Source organism: Nostoc sp. FACHB-133, assembly GCF_014698055.1.
GTDB lineage: Bacteria > Cyanobacteriota > Cyanobacteriia > Cyanobacteriales > Nostocaceae > Nostoc.
In genome coordinates, this window is the sequence record NZ_JACJSH010000070.1 from 11,379 (window position 1) to 32,273 (window position 20,895).

General features: G+C 41.0%; 15 protein-coding genes and 1 pseudogene. 7 read left to right on the plus strand and 9 right to left on the minus strand.

Annotated features, from left to right (window positions below; all coding sequences use genetic code 11):
* The first annotated feature begins 653 nt into the window (after positions 1-653).
* Both H6G86_RS32495 and H6G86_RS32500 read left to right on the plus strand, forming a co-directional pair.
* Positions 654-4,868, plus strand: a complete 4,215-nt coding sequence (locus H6G86_RS32495; RefSeq protein ID WP_190937774.1) for a hypothetical protein — start codon at positions 654-656, stop codon at positions 4,866-4,868.
* A 446-nt stretch (positions 4,869-5,314) separates the two neighbouring features.
* Positions 5,315-5,968, plus strand: coding sequence for a sugar transferase (locus H6G86_RS32500; protein ID WP_114082244.1), 654 nt, complete (start codon positions 5,315-5,317; stop codon positions 5,966-5,968).
* A 47-nt stretch (positions 5,969-6,015) separates the two neighbouring features.
* On the opposite strand, the gene H6G86_RS32505 is transcribed toward H6G86_RS32500, so the two are convergent.
* From H6G86_RS32505 to H6G86_RS32535, 7 genes are all read right to left on the minus strand, one after another.
* Complete coding sequence (locus H6G86_RS32505; protein WP_163928901.1) at positions 6,016-6,852, minus strand: carbohydrate ABC transporter permease; 837 nt, start codon at positions 6,850-6,852, stop codon at positions 6,016-6,018.
* A 215-nt stretch (positions 6,853-7,067) separates the two neighbouring features.
* Positions 7,068-8,078 carry a catalase family protein gene (locus H6G86_RS32510; protein ID WP_190937775.1) on the minus strand — a complete coding sequence of 337 codons (1,011 nt, stop codon included), beginning with the start codon at positions 8,076-8,078 and terminating at the stop codon, positions 7,068-7,070.
* A gap of 38 nt (positions 8,079-8,116) precedes the next feature.
* On the minus strand, positions 8,117-8,692 hold the full coding sequence (locus H6G86_RS32515; protein ID WP_190937776.1) for a 5-formyltetrahydrofolate cyclo-ligase: 576 nt from the start codon (positions 8,690-8,692) through the stop codon (positions 8,117-8,119).
* Positions 8,693-8,765: 73 nt separating this feature from the next.
* The gene (locus H6G86_RS32520) at positions 8,766-9,710 is read right to left on the minus strand and encodes a GDP-L-fucose synthase family protein (RefSeq protein WP_190937777.1); all 945 of its coding nucleotides are present in this window, start codon (positions 9,708-9,710) and stop codon (positions 8,766-8,768) included.
* Positions 9,711-9,733: 23 nt separating this feature from the next.
* On the minus strand, positions 9,734-10,813 hold the full coding sequence (gene gmd, locus H6G86_RS32525; protein WP_190937778.1) for a GDP-mannose 4,6-dehydratase: 1,080 nt from the start codon (positions 10,811-10,813) through the stop codon (positions 9,734-9,736).
* A gap of 357 nt (positions 10,814-11,170) precedes the next feature.
* Positions 11,171-11,926, minus strand: coding sequence for an undecaprenyl-phosphate galactose phosphotransferase family protein (locus tag H6G86_RS32530; RefSeq protein WP_190937787.1), 756 nt, complete (start codon positions 11,924-11,926; stop codon positions 11,171-11,173).
* A 99-nt stretch (positions 11,927-12,025) separates the two neighbouring features.
* Positions 12,026-13,180, minus strand: a complete 1,155-nt coding sequence (locus H6G86_RS32535) for a glycosyltransferase (protein ID WP_190937779.1) — start codon at positions 13,178-13,180, stop codon at positions 12,026-12,028.
* A 280-nt stretch (positions 13,181-13,460) separates the two neighbouring features.
* On the opposite strand from H6G86_RS32535, the gene H6G86_RS32540 reads away from it, so the two are divergent.
* From H6G86_RS32540 to H6G86_RS32550, 3 genes are all read left to right on the plus strand, one after another.
* Entirely contained in the window at positions 13,461-14,399 is a 939-nt protein-coding gene (locus H6G86_RS32540; protein WP_190937780.1) for an NAD-dependent epimerase/dehydratase family protein, read from the plus strand.
* A gap of 121 nt (positions 14,400-14,520) precedes the next feature.
* Positions 14,521-14,808, plus strand: a complete 288-nt coding sequence (locus H6G86_RS32545; RefSeq protein WP_190937781.1) for a hypothetical protein — start codon at positions 14,521-14,523, stop codon at positions 14,806-14,808.
* 42 nt (positions 14,809-14,850) lie between these two features.
* Positions 14,851-15,756, plus strand: a complete 906-nt coding sequence (locus H6G86_RS32550) for an SMP-30/gluconolactonase/LRE family protein (RefSeq protein WP_242065086.1) — start codon at positions 14,851-14,853, stop codon at positions 15,754-15,756.
* Between the two features lie 52 nt (positions 15,757-15,808).
* Here the strand turns inward: H6G86_RS32550 and H6G86_RS32555 are convergent, their stop codons facing one another.
* Positions 15,809-17,983 carry a DEAD/DEAH box helicase gene (locus H6G86_RS32555; RefSeq protein ID WP_190937782.1) on the minus strand — a complete coding sequence of 725 codons (2,175 nt, stop codon included), beginning with the start codon at positions 17,981-17,983 and terminating at the stop codon, positions 15,809-15,811.
* Positions 17,984-18,351: 368 nt separating this feature from the next.
* Here H6G86_RS32555 and H6G86_RS32560 point away from each other — a divergent pair, with 368 nt between their 5' ends.
* Together H6G86_RS32560 and H6G86_RS32565 are read left to right on the plus strand one after the other, a co-directional pair.
* The gene (locus H6G86_RS32560) at positions 18,352-18,789 is read left to right on the plus strand and encodes a DoxX family protein (RefSeq protein WP_190937783.1); all 438 of its coding nucleotides are present in this window, start codon (positions 18,352-18,354) and stop codon (positions 18,787-18,789) included.
* Positions 18,790-18,811: 22 nt separating this feature from the next.
* A complete protein-coding gene (locus tag H6G86_RS32565) occupies positions 18,812-19,378 on the plus strand; it encodes a DUF2808 domain-containing protein (RefSeq protein ID WP_190937784.1) in 567 nt (188 codons plus the stop codon).
* Between the two features lie 154 nt (positions 19,379-19,532).
* Here H6G86_RS32565 and H6G86_RS32570 read toward each other — a convergent pair.
* Positions 19,533-19,673: pseudogene (locus H6G86_RS32570) on the minus strand (Uma2 family endonuclease); the annotation flags it as partial.
* Positions 19,674-20,895: the final 1,222 nt, after the last annotated feature.

A 20,895-nucleotide genomic window follows, 5' to 3' on the forward strand; every position in this document is an offset into this window, starting at 1 on the left:
TCAAAGCACAGCTCCCTATTAAAAGAGAAAACTAAACTATGCTACATAAGAATACGACAAGAACCTTTTTCTAAAATAATCTTTACCTATAAGTTTAAACGGGGTAAAAGTTTTGCAAAAAGTAGTTTATAGCCGGCAGTTATATTGCTCAAGGGCTAGCTGCACTGCAAACTTGATTAGGATGAACTACCACACACCAACCGCTAGGCGGTGTGGTCAGGGCTTCTCAATTAATCACGAATAGCCAAGAGAACATCATAGTCCTATTGTCTTGCATTCCCTCCAAGGGCGGGAGTCATGATTCTCAAGACTCAAATAAATCTTTCTTTTGCGACGTGTACCTATGAGCTTGATTTTCGCTTACGGCATTGATATCAAGATGTACAATTATACCAGAAAAAGAGTTTGTTTCCCCATGTCCATTTTCGAAAATGGGCAACCAATCAGCGGCAAAACAAAGCTTCTTAAACAAACGCTGACTCAAGATTGCCACAACTCCCAGTAATCCATAACATAATGACAGTCACAAGTCCAAGCAGAAGCTTTTGCCACTCAAAACTTCTCAGATGGGAGCTTACTTCCTCGCAGGGGTACGGTGACTGTAAATTAATTGTCACATTAGTTGATATACGTTTTTAGGTAAGGTAATAAAAGTGACTTCCAGTGCAGATGAAATTCAAAAGCTGATCGCAGACATTGACAACTTACTTGCCAGTGGTGGCAAGCGCTTGTCTAGATTTCTGCCTGGTCAGGGGCAGGAACCTAAAGAAGTTTTAGAACGAATTCGCAACTTCTTGGTGAGGCTCCAAGAAAAAGAAGCATTAGAGAGCGATATCCCAAATAATTCTTCCGAAGAACCGCGTTCGCCTTTATTAACAAAATTTGTTGAGCGAGGTTATAATCAGTATCCCCTACCGCCACTCGAATCCCATCAGGAACAGAGTCCTGTTGCAGCCGAACAATTAAAAAGTGAATTTTCGAGCTTGATCCAGCCATTGCGATCGGAATTAGAAGGCCTATTGCAAGAGCGAGCCACTCTCATGCAAGAAATTAGGCAACTAGAGCAAAGGCGATTGCAAAACTACTCCTTAGCGCAACAGTTGACAAACCAAGATCAAATGATTACCGAGTTTTTACAGGTACTCATGAATCGGCTGGTGCCAACTGTAACCCCACTGTTAGCACAACCGGGGGAAAATTCGGCCATTTCTCCAGAAGCAAATAATCACGCCACCTCTGTAACTCAACCTTTATTAGAATCAGTAGACCGTGTAGAGCAGTTAACCCAGCTAGCCAGGGAGTTGGATCAACGCCTATTATCACTAGATGGGACTGTGAATGTAGTCTTTGAAGCACTACAGCGCAATATTAATACTTATTACGAATCGCTGTCGCAAGCACTGGCAAGAATGCATAGCAAGGGAATGCAAGGCGAAGAGTTGATGGCCAGCTTTCTCAACAATTTGACTCAGCATTTACAGCAACAATCCCCTATTTCCGCGCCATCTTTGCTGAGGGTAGAATCTGAGATATCACCATCATTGTCTGAACCAACCGCGATCGCTGCTGAAGCTGCATCTCAACCCCTGGAGGCAATCCTGCCAGAAACTTCATCTCCACTCACAATAAATTCTGAGCAACAGGATACTACCCTCACAGAGGATCTAGATGCAGTGCTGTTGCAGCTTGGTATAGACTCGTCTCAATCTTCCGAAAACCTGACCGAATTATCGCAAAATATTTCTGCATTAGTTGGTGATGAAGTAGACCAACTTTACGCCAGTTTATTTGGTACTGGTGATGTTAATAACCCAAGTCTTGATGTATCGACAAATGACTTATCTGCTTCCACAGCCTCCCAATCAACGTTAACAATCGCTGAGAGTCCATCTGTACCTCAAAACGTTGATTCTGCGGTTGTGACACCAGATACAGGTATTTCAGCTCAAAAGACTTTAGTAGAAGCTACAGATTTATTATCAGAGCCACAGGAAGAACTATTTTTTGCAGAGGATACTGAGCTAGATTTGCCTCTGAGCTTTTCTACACCACAAACAGACAGTTCCCCGACGCAACTCGATACTCAGCCAGCTAGTTTTTTTGCAGAGGATACTGAGCTAGATTTGCCTCTGAGCTTTTCTACACCACAAGCAGATAGTTCCCCGACGCAACTCGACACTCAGCCAGCTAGTTTTTTTGCAGAGGATACTGAGCTAGATTTGCCTCTGAGCTTTTCTACACCACAAACAGACAGTTCCGCAACACAACTCGAGACTCAGCCATCTAGTGTAGATACAATTAATACCCTAACTGATCTATTGACTGATGCAGGTAGTGAACAGGAATTGCTGGAAGTATCATCCTTTATGGATGATGGCACAAGTACAGCACCAGTTACTCCAAAAGCAGCAGAAATTGCTTTGGCATACCCCTACGGGGAAGCAAGCTACGCGCAGCCTCTCGTAGAACAGTCAACGGAAGGTATTGCTCCACCGAAAATATTGAGCAACAATGATCCGCCAGACCCTTTTTTAGATAACTACATTGCTGCTTCACCACAAGAAAACTTGCTTTCTGTTGAGTTAAACCAGATTCCATCTGTACCTGATATTTCTTTAGATGAAGAACAGTTGCAGCAATTAGATCGAGATTTGGCTAATTTTGATCAGCAGCTAAATTCTGATTCGCAGCCAGCTACCAATTTGGATATTGTCTCGGAAGTAATTGATAAAACTCAAGACACAATCCCTACAATTTACCCTGAGCCGCAAACAGAAAATACCTCAACTGCGGATTTATCAAGTTTGACAGTTACCCAGGTAGAAACTGAAGAAAAAAAGGAAATCACAACTCCTATTCAAGACAGTTTTTTATCCTCAATTTCCAACTCCATCAATAATCCAGAAGTTTCACCCAATGTTCTAGAACCAGCTTGGTATTTAGGAATTGATTTAGGTACAACCGGAATTTCTACCACATTATTAAATCGATCGACTTTTGTTGTACATCCTATCTACTGGTCAGCAGAAAATCCGCCGGGAACAAGTTCCTTCCAGGAATCATTTCGTTTGCCAACAGAGGTTTATCTTCCTACAGCTTCGATACCCCAGGGTGAAAGTGTAAATATAGAAGTCAATGAGCAGACAGCACCTGCGGCTGTTGCTCAAGATAAAGCACCTGACCACTCGGCTCCTTCTACAACACGTAAATCAACAGCAGATTCGACAACAAATAACCTCTACTCGGCACAGTTGAAGCCCTATTTACAAGTAGCCATTCCCTATAAGAGGGAACGGCAAAAATGGGAACCTGTTTTACAATTAAATGAATTTTCGGCAGGGCCTTTAATTTGGGTTGTGCGATCGCTCTCTAAACTACTATTAACCCTCAAATCCGAAAAAACTTGTACCACCCCTAGTTTAATGGCTGCTGCTGTTGGGATCGGCGAACAAGATTTTCCGCAGATTATCAATAATATTGCTGGTGTGATTTGCACCTGTCCATCTAGCTGGTCGGAACAATACCGCTTTAATGTGAGGGAAGCTTTACTGACCAGTAAACTCATCCAACATCCGCAGCAAGTCTTTTTTATCGAAGAAGCGATCGCTAGTTTACTCCCAGAACTCGATGCTGCTAACGGTGAGCAAGTAAAATTAAGCCAACGTCAAGGTTCTCATCCAGCAAAAACCAGCGAACATCCGATTGTTGGTAACACTCTGGTAATCAACATTGGGACAACTGCCACAGAAATGTTGCTAGTTGATGTCCCAGAAAGCTTACCGCAATTGACATACAATGATTTCATGCTCCATAGTTTTGCTTATGCTGGCAAGGGAATTGAACAAGATATTATTTGCCAGTTGCTATTACCACCTAAATCTCGGCAATCACGCAGAGAAACACAAAGCGATCGCAAAACTACCAGCAGCAATCCTTGGCAATGGCAACCGTCAATTCCCGGTTTAGACCAAATGCGCTGGCAGAGTTTAGGGTTGGAAGAATTAGAACTACCGAGAGTCGGAGAGCCAGATATTAACGCGCGGATTCGTCTTCAGCAGCGTCTAGAAAGTTCTCTACTGGGACAAGCGGTATTAGATGCGGCACTAGCTTTGAAGCTGATTTTGCAGCACCAAGAATCTTTTACCCTGGAATTAGCCGATCAGCAGTGGATTTTGCAGCGACGAGACTTAGAAAGCCAGGTATTTATCCCCTTTGTGCGCCGCCTGAACCGAGAACTCAACAAATTATTGGTAGCTCGTGGTATCCCGACAGAATCTATTAATCAAGCTATCCTGACTGGTGGTGTGGCTTGTGTTGGGACAGTAAACCGTTGGTTAAAGCAAAAACTCCCCAGCACCAAGATTATTCAAGATTTATATCTTGGCGAAAATGGCGCTCCTAATTGCAGTCGGGTTGCTTATGGTTTAGCGATGCTGCCTTTACATCCCCAGATATTAGATATACCCAGACAACAGTACACTGATTATTTCTTATTTACAGAATTGCTGCGGCTGCTACCAGACCGGCCTTTATCTTTCGGTGAAGTTATCCAGTTATTTGAGAGTCGCGGGATCAATACTCGCACTTGTCAGCAACGCCTGCTAGCTTTTTTGGAAGGTGAACTCCCTTCAGGATTAATACCTTCAGTTATAGATTCAACTTGGCTAACCCAGAGTTCACAAGAAAATCCTGACTATCAGGCGATCGCCACAGCACCACTTTTTGAAAAACAAGGGAGCCTCACCTATCGTCCCAATTCTCAACAACTGTTGCATTTGCGTCGCTATCTAGATGCTATCAAGGCTAGTAACCAGCAATCATTAGAGGAACCATATACAGTGAATTTCGCCTTAGAGGTTCATTATTGAGACTAGTAAATCCCCCTAGAAATAAGGATACTATTCAAAATTCAAAATGCTTATAACTATTAAATCTGAGCTTGCTCCAGAACAATGGGATATTGTCTCAAGCCTGACCAAGGCTGATTTTGTGTAGTTTCACAAAGGGTTAATATTATGTCATAAGCATTTTGAATTTTGCAAAGTACTACTAGTACTTAAGTATAGTAATTTTTTTGATGTGTAACATTAACAATAGCTGTTTTAATTTGATGGATAGAAATACTGTAAATTTACAATCTATGAGTTCAATTGGAAGATTCTGTAAACTTTGGGTTTTCGGTTTTTATATTGTTTAAATTTTGTGTATATTAACACTCAGTGGTAAAGACAAGAGTAGTAAAAATTGTCTATCAATCATCTCCACGTCTACACTACTAATGCCAAAATTCCTGTTATAAAATAAGTTAGACCTTGTGAATAATCTTTCTCTTTATTCAGTTAATTGTTCGCAACAGCCTTTACACCCTTCAACTTTAAGCCTAAGAAAACGGTTAATTGACATTGTTGGAGCCATTGTGGGGCTAATAATTACGTTTCTGGTAGCAATTCCTGTGGCGATTGCTACCTTTATTCATGAGCCAAGTCCAATATTTTATTCTCAAATTCGCTGTGGTTTGAACGGAAAAACTTTTCGCATATGGAAATTCCGCTCCATGATCGTAGATGCTGATAAAGTCAAGCATTTGGTTAAAAATCAAGCCAAAGGTCACATTTTTAAATCTGTTGACGATCCTCGCATTACTCCTATGGGTAAATTTTTGCGGCGTACCAGTTTAGATGAATTTCCCCAATTTTGGAATGTTCTGGTAGGGGACATGAGTTTAGTTGGGACTCGTCCACCCACTCCTGATGAAGTCAGCAATTATGATCCACATCACTGGGATAGATTACGAGTCAAACCAGGCATTACTGGAGAATGGCAGGCTAATGGTCGTTCGAGTATTACAGACTTTGAAACCATTGTCAAAATGGATATAGATTATCAACGCAAGTGGTCTGTAAGTTATGACCTGAGTCTGATTATTAAAACTATCTCGGTAGTATTGAAAAAAACTGGTGCTTATTGAATTTGTCATTAGTTTTTCTCTTGTGTTCCCTTATCTCCATTTCTTATTCAACCCTTAACACCGCTACCTGTTTCTGTGGGTACAATGTAACGTTGTAAAAATAAAAATAGTAATAATACTGGAGCGATCGCAATTACTGAGCCAGCAGCTACCAACCGCCAGTCAAGAGAAAATGTCCCTGCTAGCTTTGCGACTCCCAAAGGAAGAGTGTATAAATTTTCGTCTTGGATGACAATTAAAGGCCACAGAAAGTCACTCCAAGCACCAATGAATACGAAAATAGCTAAAGTTACTAATGCTGGGCGAACTGCTGGTAACATCACATGCCACCACAAACCTAACTCCGAACTTCCATCCATTCGGGCGGCTTCTTCTATCTCTTTGGGGACACTCATGAAAGCTTGGCGCAATAGAAAAATGCCAAAGGCAGAAGCCAAACTCGGAAAAATCATTCCTAAATAACTATTTCTCAAACCCAACTGGACTGTCAAAATATAGAGGGGAATCATCACGATTTGGAAGGGAATCATAATCGTCGAGACAATCGCCACAAAAATCCAGTCTCGCCCCACAAATGACAATCTTGCCAAGGGATAGGCAGCTAAAGCGCAAAACAGTAGATTTAAGCCAACAGTCAGCACTGACACCAAAGTGCTGTTATACAGGTATTGCCCAAAAGGTAGAGAGTTCCACACACTAAAGAAATTATCTAGTGTCGGTGACGCGGGCAATAGCTGTGGCGGCGACTGTAAGATATTTTCCGTTGGCGATTTTAAGGCTGTGCTAATTAGCCACAGTAAAGGAAAGAGCATCACCAGTGCGATCGCTCCCAATAGCGCATACATTAGCAGATTTTGCGATCGTGATTTTTTCCAGTTCAGCATTTGATTAATAACCTAAATACTCTAAATTGATTGTGCTTAGGAGCTTACAATAACAAAATTCAATAAGTCGGAATCTAAATCCATATAGATGTAGAGAGTAGAGACGTAAAATCTTACGCCTCTACAATAGTTTTGGTTGCAAAACTTATAACTTTGATACATCTCAAGTAGGCTTATAGCCTATCATCCTACAGTTTTAAATCAAGTTATAGTGGTTAATCTTCAACCGCTACATAAGGTTGTGGTTCCAGCAAACGTTGGGCAATTTGTTCTCGTCGATACTTTGCAAGTTCGCTGTAAAGCCTCTTGCGAGAGAGATTCACACTTCCAACAGGCTCATGGTCTAGCAGTGTATGCCAAGGGGAAAACAACATCCCCTCATCCAAGCGTTTGCGTTCTTCAAAATCAAATTTCTGACTAAAAATGCGAACAGTTGCAACTTTAACAAACGGTGAATCTGCTTCTTGCCATTCTTTAACGTGGTCTTCAATGGGCGTTTTTTCATCATCTACATAAAACTGAATAAAGAAGTCAAAAGATGCTTCTTTACCTTCTTCAGTCAAATATTTGACTATTGCTTCTCGGAGGTAATTTTCTGATTCGGGAAGTTTTTCGGGTGGTTGTTCAGGCTGTTGAGATTTGACAGATAATTTGACAATGCGATTTCCAAACTTAAACGGAGCCATACTCCAATATTGAATCAAAAGCGGATTTCCTACTTTCTGGCTGCCAATCTTTTGCAAGATTGCAAAGGCATAACCAAGTTCCTGGATGCGTTCTGGGCTAAGTTGTCCACTACCTGCTCTCGAAAGATCGGCGTAATCACGAACATCTTTGGTCAAGAAAATAGGATAATTGTTGAGTATAAAATCTTGAGTTTTTTCTTCATCATCCAGCACTTTTTGCCCATCTACATTCATCACCTTGATGGCGATACCGCGAACATCCGGCTGGCTATCGGAGTGGAATTTACCACGCTTTTCAGGAGAACCACCACTAGAGAAACGAATCCACGCAGGATAGGTTTGGGGCTTTTTGAACAAACCTACTCTCAAGTCTTCAGGAAGATTAGGTTCAATAATAAACTCTCCTGCAAGGAGTCCATGACTTTTGCTATGAATTTGGCGGAGGTCTGGGCCTGTTTTTTGTTGAGCTTGGAGGCTAGTTGCTATTATCTCGTCGATTATTGCTTCTTGCTCAGTGGTAGATGACGTTGGATTAGTCATAAAACATTTGATAATGTGTCTTCATTATCCTGAATGCTTCAACCTTTCCGAGTCAATCCGGTTTCGGTAGAAATAGCTTGTAGTGGTTTATCCCAGGATTCAATAGGTATTTGGGATAAATAGGCGAAATCAAAGACAATTCCGATAGTCGGTTTTGTCTGCCACTGCGGTAAACTGAGCAAGCGATCGTAATATCCGCCGCCATAGCCCAGGCGATATCCTTGATAGTCGCAAGCTATACTGGGGACAAGAATCAAATCCACTTCGGCAGCATTTAAGATTGGAGCGTCAGGGTGCGGTTCAATAATGCCATAAGCGCCACTTTGAATAGAATCTTGAGGTGTCCAAATATGCCAAGACAAGGATTTATCAACGCAGCGAGGAAATCCCCAACGGTATTTGGTATTTGCAAATAGTGGACTGAGGTCAGGTTCTTGGCGAAAGCTAAAATACGCAAGTATTGTTTTTGCTTGGGTAAATAAAGTAGAGTTTTGTAAATGAAAGCATAAGCGATCGCTTTTTTCTCTCCATTCTCCAACAGACATTGATTGGCGTGTTTTGAGTAGAGTACGGCGTAGTTTTGCTTTATTTAGTTGATGATTAACTTTGTCCATGAAAATTTATAGCCTCAAACAAATAAGCTGGGCATCGCCCAGCTTATTACACCCTACATTCACTAATACATTGTTATGCGGCGTGTTGACGATACCACTCAATGGTATTCTTTAACCCTTCCTGAAAGCCCACCTGGGCAGTGAAATCAAAGGCAAGCTTGGCCCGTTCAGTATCCAAACAACGACGGGGTTGACCATTAGGCTTGTCAGTTTGCCAAACAATTTCACCCTTAAACTCCATCAATTCACAGATTAGAGTTATTAAATCAAGAATGGAGATTTCATAACCCGTTCCCAAGTTAACTGGTTCCGATTCGTTATAGAATTGAGTCCCCATAACAATCCCCCTCGCTGCATCTTCTGAATACAGAAACTCGCGGGTGGGACTACCATCACCCCAAACTGGGAGTTGCTTTTCTCCCTTAATTTGGGCTTCGTGAACTTTGCGAATTAATGCTGGAATAACGTGGGAACTTCCGGGGTCAAAGTTATCTTCTGGGCCATATAAATTCACTGGCAGTAGGTAAATTCCATTAAAACCGTACTGCTGGCGGTAAGATTGCAATTGAACTAAAAGCGCTTTTTTCGCAATTCCGTAGGGAGCGTTGGTTTCTTCTGGGTAGCCATTCCAAAGATCGTCTTCTTTAAATGGCACTGGGGTAAATTTAGGATAGGCGCAGATAGTGCCAACACATACGAATTTTTCTACTCCAGCTTGATAGGCAGCGTGAATTAGGTGCGTACCCATGATCAAGTTATCGTAGAATAACTCTGCGGGTTTTTCGCGGTTTAGACCGATGCCACCCACATGAGCTGCTAAGTGGATAATGATGTCTTGCTGGTCAACTGCCCGTTGGCTATTTTCCCAGACACGCAGATCGCAATCGCGCGATCGAGGTACTGTAATCTTCTCACGATCAGCCCCTGCTTTACACAGTTGATCTATCACCTGACGACCTAGAAACCCCGACCCACCAGTGACGAGAATTCGTTGATTTTTTAGTTCTAAGGCGGTCATATTTTTATCCTCTGTGGTGCAAATCAGAAGTGCAAAGCGCCGAGTTCTTGACGAACAGTGGCAATATCCAATGGAAATTGCGAACCTTTTCCATTGGGTGAAGTGTGACCCAATGCTTGTAAGTCTGCTTCTACCATTAAGGAAACTAATTCTTCAAAGGTTACTGATGTTTTCCAGCCCAACTTCTGGCGTGCTTTCGTAGCATCGCCAATCAACAAATCTACCTCAGATGGACGGAGGTAACGCTCATCAAACTCTACGTAATCTTGCCAATTGAGATTTACGTAACTAAATGCTAGTTCCAAAAATTCTCGCACTGAATGGGTTTCACCAGTAGCAATTACATAATCGTCTGGCTGGTCTTGCTGTAACATCAACCACATTGCTTTCACGTAATCCTTCGCGTAGCCCCAATCTCGCTTAGAGTCTAGATTACCCATGTAAATCTTTTTTTGCTTACCAGCAACTATACCAGCAACTGCTCTAGTAATTTTGCGGGTTACAAAGGTTTCACCACGTCTTGGTGATTCGTGGTTAAAAAGTATACCGTTGCAAGCAAACAAATCGTAAGACTCACGATAATTTACAGTTTGCCAGTGGGCGTAAACTTTTGCACAGGCGTAAGGACTGCGGGGATAAAAGGGCGTTGTCTCACTTTGGGGTATTGCCTGTACTAAACCATACATTTCGGAAGAACCCGCCTGGTAAAATCGCACCTGAATTCCAGTCCGGTGTTGGTAGTCTCGAATTGCTTCCAACAGACGCAGCGTCCCCATTCCTACAGCATCCACTGTATATTCTGGTGAATCAAAGCTTACCCTGACATGGGATTGAGCGCCGAGGTTGTAAATCTCTACTGGTTTGACTTCTTCTAAAATACGTCGCAACGTCGTACCATCTGTCAAGTCACCATAGTGAAGAAACAACCGCACTCCCTGTTTGTGAGGGTCTTCATAAATGTGATCGATGCGGTCTGTGTTGAAAGTAGAAGTCCGGCGAATGATGCCATGAACCTCATAACCTTGTTCCAGTAAAAACTCACTTAGATATGAACCATCTTGACCAGTGATACCAGTAATCAACGCTCGCTTCTGTTGCGTCATGCTCAATTATCCCTTATGTGTATTAAAAAGTTACAGCTAATCTGATACAACCTAGCAGTTAATCGCTAAATTGCCTAACGGGAAACCTACGAGTTCTTGTTGTTCTGAGACTTTTTCCCGTAAATAAATATACTTAATAAAAATAATTTAACACCTAAGTTAAACCTTAGATAGACCAAGGTTTTTTAAGTATGTATATTTTTCTTTTACCAGATATATCAAGATTCTTTTTGTATACGTTATTTTTTGTCAAAATTTCATATATGTCTGGTTTTGTGAAGACTGAATAAAATAGGTATTTGAAATTAGAATTTTAGGGGCATTAACTGCCCCACAGAATTGCCCCTAAATATTGACTCAGTATGCCCCGTTATTTTTGGGTAGAATAACTACATCAACAGTTTTCAAGATGATCCATAAATCAAGCCAGAAATTCCTAAATTTGACATAATGTAGGTCTATTTGGACTCGCCGAGGATAGGGAATGTCATTACGCCCAGATACCTGCCACAAACCAGTAATTCCTGGACGGATTGTTAAAATCTCATCAATGTGACAACCGTATTTTGGTAGTTCTTCTGCTACTAAGGGCCGGGGGCCGACTACACTCATGTCCCCTTTTAAAACGTTCCAGAACTGGGGAAATTCGTCTAAGCTAGTAATTCGCAAAAATCGACCAATTTTGGTAATCCGGGGGTCTTGTTTGAGCTTAAAACTGCTTTCAAATTCTTGTCGCAATTCGGGCGATGTTTCCATCATTTGCATGAGGATTTCGTCCGCATTGCTTACCATTGTTCGGAATTTAATACAATTAAACGCTTTGTAATTTTTTCCTACCCGTTCCTGGACATAAAAAATTGGACCTTCTGAGCTGAAGGCAATCAGCAAGGCCAAAATTAAGTAGACGGGGAAGAACAAAATCAATACCGACAGCGAAAACACTATATCGAACAGTCGTTTGGCAAACTCTCCGTTTAAACCCTGAAAAGATAAACCTTTGGGTTTAACTTTTGGTGTTTTCGTTTTTTGACCGCGTTTTAAGAAACGCGTAGACGTTCTGGTGTCTTGCCTTACGCCTCGCTTGCCGGAGAGGAGTGAGCTCTGGGCAGTCATCATACTCCTTAATAATCCACACCACACATAGTCCCAATATTAAAGCCAAAATGATGTGCTTCTGGGGAAAATTGCCAAAAGCCTAAAAAAAGTAAGACATTAACCAAGACCATCATTCCGAAAACGGTCTTTTTCGTTGCACTTGTTTACAAAATTTAGATAACGATCTGCAAAGATTTGCGGTGAGAACTGCGCGGCGTGCGATCGCATATACTCGGAACTGAACGAACCCTCATACACTTCAAACTTTTCTACTGCCTCCACTAAAGCCGCCTCTGTTTGCGTCTTGAAGAATATACCTGTCCCTGTATCTACACAAGAGCGGATATCTCGCACTGTTTCGAGAGCCCCTCCTGCACCGTAGGCAATTACTGGTGTACCACAGGCTTGTGCTTCCACTAGGGCAATCCCAAAATCTTCACAAGCTGCATACACAAACGCTTTAGCCCTAGACATATATTTTTTTACCACATTATCGGGCTGCCATCCCAGTATTTGGATATTGGAGTTTGCCATCTCGCGAATCTTGTTCATTTCATCTCCTGTACCAATGACTACTAATGGTCGTTTTAGTTGATTAAAAGCCCTGACAATCAACGATATTTGCTTGTAACTCACTAAGCGGGAAACTGTCAGGTAGAAGTCCTCTTTCTCAGACAGAAATGGAAATTCCGCGATATTCACTGGTGGGTAAATGACTGTTGCTTCTCGCCGATAGCAACGCCAAATCCGCCGAGCCGTATGTTGCGAGTTAGCAATGAAGTAATCAACGCGATTGGCACTCAATACATCCCACTGCCGCAAACGATGTAATAAATATCGCGTCACCCACCCAGGTAAGCCACTACCCAGTTTGCTGTAGCGAAGATAATCAAAGGTCAAGTCCCAGGCATAGCGCATAGGGCTGTGACAGTAGCAAATATGCACCTGTTCGGGAGTGGTAAGGATTCCTTTGGCAACAGCGTGAGATGAAGACAGAATTACGTCATAATGCCGCAAATCAAGTTGTTCAATTGCCAAAGGCCACAAAGGCAAGTATTTTTGTATACCGTTGCGGGCAGATGGAAAGTTTTGGAGAAACGTCTTACCAATTTGACGTTTATATAAATAACTTTCTTTATTGCTCGATTCAAAATCGATCAGAGCATACAAATCAGCATCAATGTGATTCAAAATTTCTCGGACAACGAGTTCGGAACCACCGGTGGCTTTGGGTGTCAGCCACTCATGAACCAGAGCATATTTCAAGGGCACAGCTAACTTGAATAAATGGAAGATACAAAGGCTAACTTGATGACGTTAACTGAAAAGTTTCCCCTTGTGATTAATTAATGGGAAGCGCCCCAGATTAGCACATAAGACGCAATTTTTCCGTTAGAGGTTCCAGATGGATGATAACCTCAGATTGGGCATTGGGTATGGGATATGAGGCATGGGGCATGGAGGATTATTATTCCCCTGTTTCCTTATCCCTTGCACTCCCTTCCTCACTGCCTACTCCTGTAACGACAACTGATATGGAAAAGGTGAGTTTATGCGAATTCTAATTATGGGTGGTACTCGGTTCATTGGTGTCTATTTGACTCAACTACTAGTGGAACAAGGACATGAGGTGGTGCTGTTCAATCGTGGAAATCGGCCAGCACCTTCTTTACAGGGAGTAGGACAAATTATAGGCGATCGCACTGACCCTACCCAATTAAAAGCAAAGTTATCACAAGAAAGCTTTGATGTCATTTTTGACAATAATGGGCGGGAACTTACTGATACTCAACCACTTGCAGAGATTTTTCAAGATCGAGTGCAACATTTTGTGTATATGAGTTCTGCCGGAGTGTATCTCAAATCCGATCAACTACCTCATGTCGAAGGAGATTTAGTAGATCCCAAAAGTCGCCATAAGGGTAAGCATGAAACAGAAGCTTATTTGACTCAATTGGGATTACCCTTTACTTCCATTCGTCCTACTTATATTTACGGGCCTCGTAATTATAATGAGTTAGAAGGGTGGTTTTTTGACAGAATTGTGCGCGATCGCCCAATTCCCATCCCCGGAAATGGTTTGCATATCACCCAGCTAGGTCATGTAAAAGACTTAGCACAAGCCATGACCCAGGTTTTGGGCAATAAACAAGCCGTAGGACAGATTTATAATATCTCAGGCGATCGCTTCGTCACTTTTGATGGTTTAGCCCGTGCTAGTGCTGTGGCGGCTGGCAAATCATCCGATGCTGTAAAAATCGTCCATTACGACCCGAAAAAGTTTGATTTCGGTAAGCGCAAAGCTTTTCCGATGCGGGTGCAGCATTTCTTTGCTTCGGTGAATAAAGCGCAAACAGAATTAAACTGGCAGCCTGAATATGATTTGATTTCTGGGTTGCAAGATTCTTTGGAAAATGATTATTTGGCTAATGCAAAAGATAAAGCAGAAGTAGATTTTTCTGTAGATGACGAGATTTTACAAGCTGTTTAGAAACAAGATTCCCACTTTTTTATCGAAGTCGGGAATCTCAAACTTAGCCAAAAGGAAGAATTTTTTCTTTTACCTGGGGAAGACGCAATTCATCGCGTCTTCAGTTTTTACTTGAATTTGATTGAAGAAGAATTCAGAAGTCAGAATTCAGGAGTCAGAATGGGCTAAACGCCCCGCTACCGCTAACAGGAGTCAGAATGAAGACGCTCGTTCCTCTCTACCGCTACGCTATCAGTGGGGGATTCAGACCCGCCACGGAATTGTTGCACCACTAAATCAAAGATTTAGTGGGGGTCTTAAACCCCTCGATTCAGATGCTCTCTACGAGACGCTAAAAGCGAACGCAGACTCGCTAAGGCTGCGCTATCCACCAGTAGCACAAAATACTCAACTGAATTCTGGCTCCTGACTCCTGAATTCTGTTTCGATAAAATTTTTTCCTGTTGCCTATATGGTGTTATTGATTGATGAAATGAACGAGTTGCAATATCCACTCCACAATGTTCTAGAAGCCCGTGCCCGCTTGGGTGAAGGCCCCATCTGGAACTCTACCGATAAACTACTATACTGGGTCGATATTTATAACCATCGAGTGCATCAGTTCAATCCTGCTACGGGGGAAAATGGGTTTTTTGATGTGGGAGACGTGGTAGGTGCGATCGCAACAGCAGGTGCAGATAGATTAATTATGTTGCTGCGTCATCACTTGGCATTCCTCAACACTCAGACAAGTGTAGTTACTCCCATTTTGGAAATTGAAGTGAATCTTCCAGATAACCGTCTCAATGATGGTAAATGTGACCCTCAAGGACGTTTCTGGTTTGGTTCAATGTGTTCTATAGAAAAACCTCAAGCTAGCCTCTATCGCTATGATACTGATGGTTCATTGCATTTAATGGAAACGGGATTGACTATTTCTAATGGTTTGGGGTGGAGTCCCGATCAAAAGACATTTTACCTAACAGATTCTCCTCAAAAAAAAATATATGCTTACGACTTTAATTCAGTAACTGGAAGTATTACTAATCGTCGGATTTTTGTTGATTTAACTCATGAATCTTTCTATCCAGATGGGTTGACAATAGACAGTGAAGGACATATCTGGTCAGCTATGTGGGATGGATGGTGTGTGATTCGTTTCAATCCCAAGGGTGAAGAGATATTGAGGATAAAGCTACCTGTGCAATTGCCAACTAGCTGTACTTTTGGCGGAGATAATTTGCAAACCCTTTACATTACCACTGCTTCAGTTGGACTAAGCCAAGCAGAGATCGAAAAAAGTTTCTACTCTGGTGATTTGTTTGCTCTCAAAACTGATGTTACTGGATTACCTACTTATGATTTTTATAAAAAATAGCAAATATATTCGGTGATTAGAAATCGTCTGAGCATTTTGCGGTATTCTCTATTTATTCTGTCCATAGCGCCACTTGCTCCTTGAGTTCTCTCATATCTAAATAATCACTAGCAAAAGCTTTTCGTAAAAGTGGATGAGGAATAAATTGATCGTATTTTTGAATTTCCGATGCTTCTGAAGTACTGAGTAAATCTTCTGAGCTAATTCTTTGTTCACACAATGAAGCAATTTCGGGATAAAGATATTTAAATTTATCTTTGCCTAATTTGATTGTTAAATAATAAGGATTTAATCCGCCAATACTTGTAATTTCCAACGATTCTCGACAGTAGGAATTGAGTAATCTTTCTAGGGTGCGATAAGCAACCGTACCCATCCAGGGAAAAATGCAGCATTTACCTTTTTCTAATTGCACAATATTTTGCTTATCTAATCCAACCTGTTGCACCAATTGGCGAACTTGACGTAAACGTTGTAAAGCATTTTTTTGCAAATAGCTGTACTCGGTATTTTCAAATAAAACCTGTTGCATTCGTTGTAAAACTTTAGTATGAATAGTACCACTACTACCACGCCAATAAATACTAGCTTTACCTTCAGCTTGTTTAACAAAAATAGCCTTCTTTCTAAAGTCAACTTCTACGACTTCCCAACTTCTGCCAGCTAAAGCAAATTGATTTCCAACAGCAGGTGGGGTGACGATACTGCCAATTTCCGTTGCACCTTGCTTAACAATATATTCTTGCTGTTCAGCAAAGACAGCATAGAACTGAAATTTTCTTACAATCTTTTCTCCTGCTAAACCAAGGATTAATTTACCTTGCTCAGTATGCTGAATATGACCAATATCAATTAAATAGCGGAGTAATAATTGGAAATCTTCTTTGGAAATAGCAGCAAAGGGTGGCAGACTAAAAATTTGTTTAGCTAAAGCATGAGGTGAAAGTTCTCCTGTTGCTGTCAAAATACTCATTGTCTGATGATAAAGTAAACTCAAAGGATATTTAATCGGTCTGATTGGTTCAATCCATTGCTCCTCTAAATAAAGTTGAATGATAGCGATAGACTGCAAAAGCTGCCAGGGTATTTGCTCTGGTAGAAAAGCTTCTGGTAATGGTTTCTCTTCAGCGCAGATAAAGCGCATATCGGCAGCTTCACCTCTCCTGCCACTACGTCCTAAACGCTGTAAAAAGCTAGCTACAGACAAGGGTGATTCTAACTGAATAACTCGCTCTAAATGACCAATATCTATACCTAATTCTAAAGTCAGAGTGGCGGCGGTAACTGCTGGATTGTTGGGTTCACGCATTGCATTCTCGGCAGCTTGCCGCAAGCTAGCAGATATACTCCCATGATGCACATGATATATATCTGGTAGTCCTTGTTCTGTAGCAATTTGTCGCAAAGATGCAATTACAGATTCAGTCCGCGTGCGATTATTAGCAAATATCAGACATTTGCGAGATTTGCTGAGGTTGAAAATATATTGTTCATAATCTGTTGCCTCGCATTCATCTACTTCATCAGTAATATAAAAATGTTCTAAAGCTAGTTTTATTTGGCGTTTTATCCCATCAGTTTGAGGTGTAATCACTAGCTTATCTGTTCCTGAACGCAACCAATCTTCAGCTAGTGAGTAATCACCAAGAGTTGCCGACAACCCAATGCGCCGTGGTTGTTTTTGCGTTAACTGTGCTAAACGTTGTAATTGGCAAATAATTTGACAACCACGTTCTGAACCCATAAAAGCGTGAATTTCATCAATGATGACAAATCTTAAGTCACCAAATAAGCGAATGAGGTCGTTATTTTTGTTAATTAACAAACTTTCTAGAGATTCTGGTGTAATTTGAAGAATACCTTGAGGATTTTTTAAAAGTTTGTTTTTTCGAGTTTGAGAAACATCCCCGTGCCAGTGCCAAACTGGAATATCTGCTTCTTTGAGTAAATCGTTAAGACGCTCAAATTGATCGTTAATTAAAGCTTTAATTGGACTAATATATAATGCGCCGATGGTGGTAGCAGGGTTGGTATGTAATAAAGTCAAAATTGGTATAAAGGCTGCTTCTGTTTTACCCGCAGCAGTTGCAGCAGTAATTAGCAAGTGAGCATCAGTGTCAAATATAACTTGACAAGCGGCAATTTGAACTGGTCGTAATTCAGTCCACTGATGATGATAAATATATTCTTGGATAAAGGGTGAAAGTCGGCTAAAAGCATCACTCATTTTTCTATGAATAATTGGATTAAAGAATCGGTCACGTATCTGTAAGATATGATGGGCAATTAAATAAATCTCTTAATTATATATAGGACTAGCCCTTTCAAGGTGGGTAAAAAGTTTTGTCAATAAATTCCTCTTTAAGCTCTTTACTCTGTGTCCTCTGCGCCTCTGTGGTTCAATAAGAGACTTTTGAACCGCAGAGACGCAGAGGACACAGAGAGAAAAAAAGAGATTTTACCAGTCATCTTGAAAGGGCTAATTAAATGGTATTTTGAAAAGTTTTGCCGATTTTCCTCCTGTTGACTCAAGACAGATTAACATCCATAAATCAAACTGAATTAATAGAGACAAGTATATAATCAGGCAAAACCATGAATAAGTATAAGGAAATATTACGTGTAGTTCTTGCTATATCTATCATTGTGGTTGGAGTGACACATTTTGTTGTTCCAGGAGAATATGTCAAAATTGTGCCGCCGCAACTACCCTACCCTTTAGGATTAGTTTATCTGAGTGGCTTTTATGAAATTTTGAGTGGTATCGGCTTATTAGTCCCGCCTGTAAGTCAAGCTGCTGCTTGGGGACTTCTTGCTCTTTTTATTGCCGTTTACCCTGCCAATATTAATATGGCGGTTAATCTGATTAAGATTGAACATATACCGAATTCACCTTGGGTACACGTAGTCAGGCTTCCTTTGCAAGCAGTTTTAATTGCTTGGGCTTGGTGGTACACGAAATCTTCTGATTGGGAAAAACAAGCTTCCATCATTCCCAAATCACTCATTCCCAAAGAATTAAAATTGAAATGAGTGCGTTTTTTATATTTGAATTATGCGTATTGCAACTTTATTTGGGATAACCCTTTCGTTAGCAATCGGTATTGGGGGAGTAACACTTCCGGTGACTGAAGCGGTGCAGCTTAGAGATGGTACAGTCTACTTTGTCCAACCGCCGAAACTTGTGAATGCAAGGACTACTTACAAAGATGTGAATGTTTGGGGTGGAACTTACTATTTCACTATCAACCTGCCGAAAAATGCTGGAGAATCCCTTCAGAAGGTAACAATCGCACAAAGGGAAGGAACAGAAAACATCCGCTACAATCTTAATGATACCCGCGCCTTTGTCGGAACGAGCGGACGCAAAGAATTTCGGCTAACACTAGGCCCAGTCACAGACGAACGCGACACACGAACCGTTACTGTGAATTTTGATCCGCCTGTCACTCCCGGACAAACAGTGACAATAGCCCTGCGTCCTGTGAGTAATCCCAGCTTTTCTGGTGTCTACTTACTAGGTGTAACAGCATTCCCAGTGGGTGAAAAATCTCACGGACAATTTCTCGGTTTTGGACGATTTCAGTTTTACAGCAATAGAAGTAACTGGTGGTTTCCATAAGCAGTATTACGTCAATGCTATGAACAACACAAGTTTCTATGGTATTGACAGTTTGCTGTAAGCCGTTACGCAGTTGTTATCGCAAATCAAATTTTTATCCCCAAATTATTTGCAAATTTAAAATAAATCTTGGTAAAACATCTTCTCCTGATAATTATTGTGGAGATGCTAGTATTTCTACTGGTTTACCAAGACGATAGATTTCTACCTGACGCATTTTCGGATTAATTAGATAGCCTAATTTAACTCCGTTGTCAAGATATTCCTGCATTTTGGCTTGCGTTTCTCGCAAACTATGGTATTTCTGGGATAGCAATTATTCGAGCGATCGCCGATGGAGAAAGAGACCCAAAGAGAAACGTAAAGGTGGACAACCAAAAGGGAGTAAGAACAAGAATAAAGTCGAGGTAATTTTCACATCTGAATTACTTCAAATTCAGAAATTGATTAATTCATTGTTCCAGTTATTAGAGGTTGTTTGAAAAGTGTTTCGCTGTGACTTTAGGCACTTTTAGATCCCCCCTACCCCCCTTTAAAAAGGGGATAACCGGTGTCAAAGTCCCTTTTTAAGGGGAATTTAGGGGGATCTAAAACTTGTTGCTACCAACAGCAGGAATTTTCAAATATCCTCTTAGACGGGTTTATTTCTCTTTATTACTTAGTACTAAATGGTATTTTTGGAAATTATAATGCCTTGCAGATGGCTCGGTAAGTTAACTTCCATATAATTTCCAAGCTTCGCTCCGATTCAGTATTATATATACCTTATAAAAATCCTGACTCCAATAAACGCTTTCGTCGTCAGTCTGGTGAGAAGATTGACTATGGTAATATACCTGATGAATATTTATGTAAAAGTACCATTGAGCAGGATAGTAAAACAGATATTTATGAAGCTACTTTACTCTACAAGGAATTTGCTCAAGCACTCAATTATTCATCCCGTTTCTACGGGCGTTGAACCCTTGTCAATTGGCAGAGTATTGGAGAATAGGAAGATTTATTTTATTGAAAGTCATATCTAATAAGGATCTCGGTGAATTACAATCTCATTCTGGCTCGTCAATATTTAGATGTGTTTGCCCAGATACCTAGCTTAGATTAATGGAAGAGTGATAGTCATCGCATTTTGAAGTAATCACATTTCGAAAATTTTCTAAGCCGAATAAATACTGAGGTTGTTAGTTCGATTTCTAATCTATTATCTCTAGCATATTTCAAGAGTCATTAGTAGATGTAGTAACTAGCAGCCTGTTAACTGCGGCTAGTTTATTTATCTTTTGATTCAGCAACGCCGTTTAATTTCGGAGGATAAATGATGTGAACCATAAATTAAGCAGATTCTTTCTACACACTGCTATTACGTTACTGTTACTACTGAGTTTATCCGGCATTAGTCATGTATTAAATATTCCAGTTTTGGAGCCACTGAAGGTTGTCGCGGCTACCAGCACATTGACTATTCCGTCGAGCGCGCTGGCACCTTGGTCTGTATTTAAGCGTGTAGATGCTCTCAA

Coding starts and splice junctions, on each gene's coding strand:
- H6G86_RS32515 (WP_190937776.1), bottom strand. CDS start 8,692: ATGGACAAAGTTAATCATCAACTAAATAAAGCAAAACTACGCCGTACT.
- H6G86_RS32510 (WP_190937775.1), bottom strand. CDS start 8,078: ATGACTAATCCAACGTCATCTACCACTGAGCAAGAAGCAATAATCGAC.
- H6G86_RS32505 (WP_163928901.1), bottom strand. CDS start 6,852: ATGCTGAACTGGAAAAAATCACGATCGCAAAATCTGCTAATGTATGCG.
- H6G86_RS32530 (WP_190937787.1), bottom strand. CDS start 11,926: ATGACTGCCCAGAGCTCACTCCTCTCCGGCAAGCGAGGCGTAAGGCAA.
- H6G86_RS32520 (WP_190937777.1), bottom strand. CDS start 9,710: ATGACCGCCTTAGAACTAAAAAATCAACGAATTCTCGTCACTGGTGGG.
- gmd (WP_190937778.1), bottom strand. CDS start 10,813: ATGACGCAACAGAAGCGAGCGTTGATTACTGGTATCACTGGTCAAGAT.
- H6G86_RS32550 (WP_242065086.1), top strand. CDS start 14,851: ATGGTGTTATTGATTGATGAAATGAACGAGTTGCAATATCCACTCCAC.
- H6G86_RS32540 (WP_190937780.1), top strand. CDS start 13,461: ATGCGAATTCTAATTATGGGTGGTACTCGGTTCATTGGTGTCTATTTG.
- H6G86_RS32565 (WP_190937784.1), top strand. CDS start 18,812: ATGCGTATTGCAACTTTATTTGGGATAACCCTTTCGTTAGCAATCGGT.
- H6G86_RS32555 (WP_190937782.1), bottom strand. CDS start 17,983: ATGAGTGATGCTTTTAGCCGACTTTCACCCTTTATCCAAGAATATATT.
- H6G86_RS32560 (WP_190937783.1), top strand. CDS start 18,352: ATGAATAAGTATAAGGAAATATTACGTGTAGTTCTTGCTATATCTATC.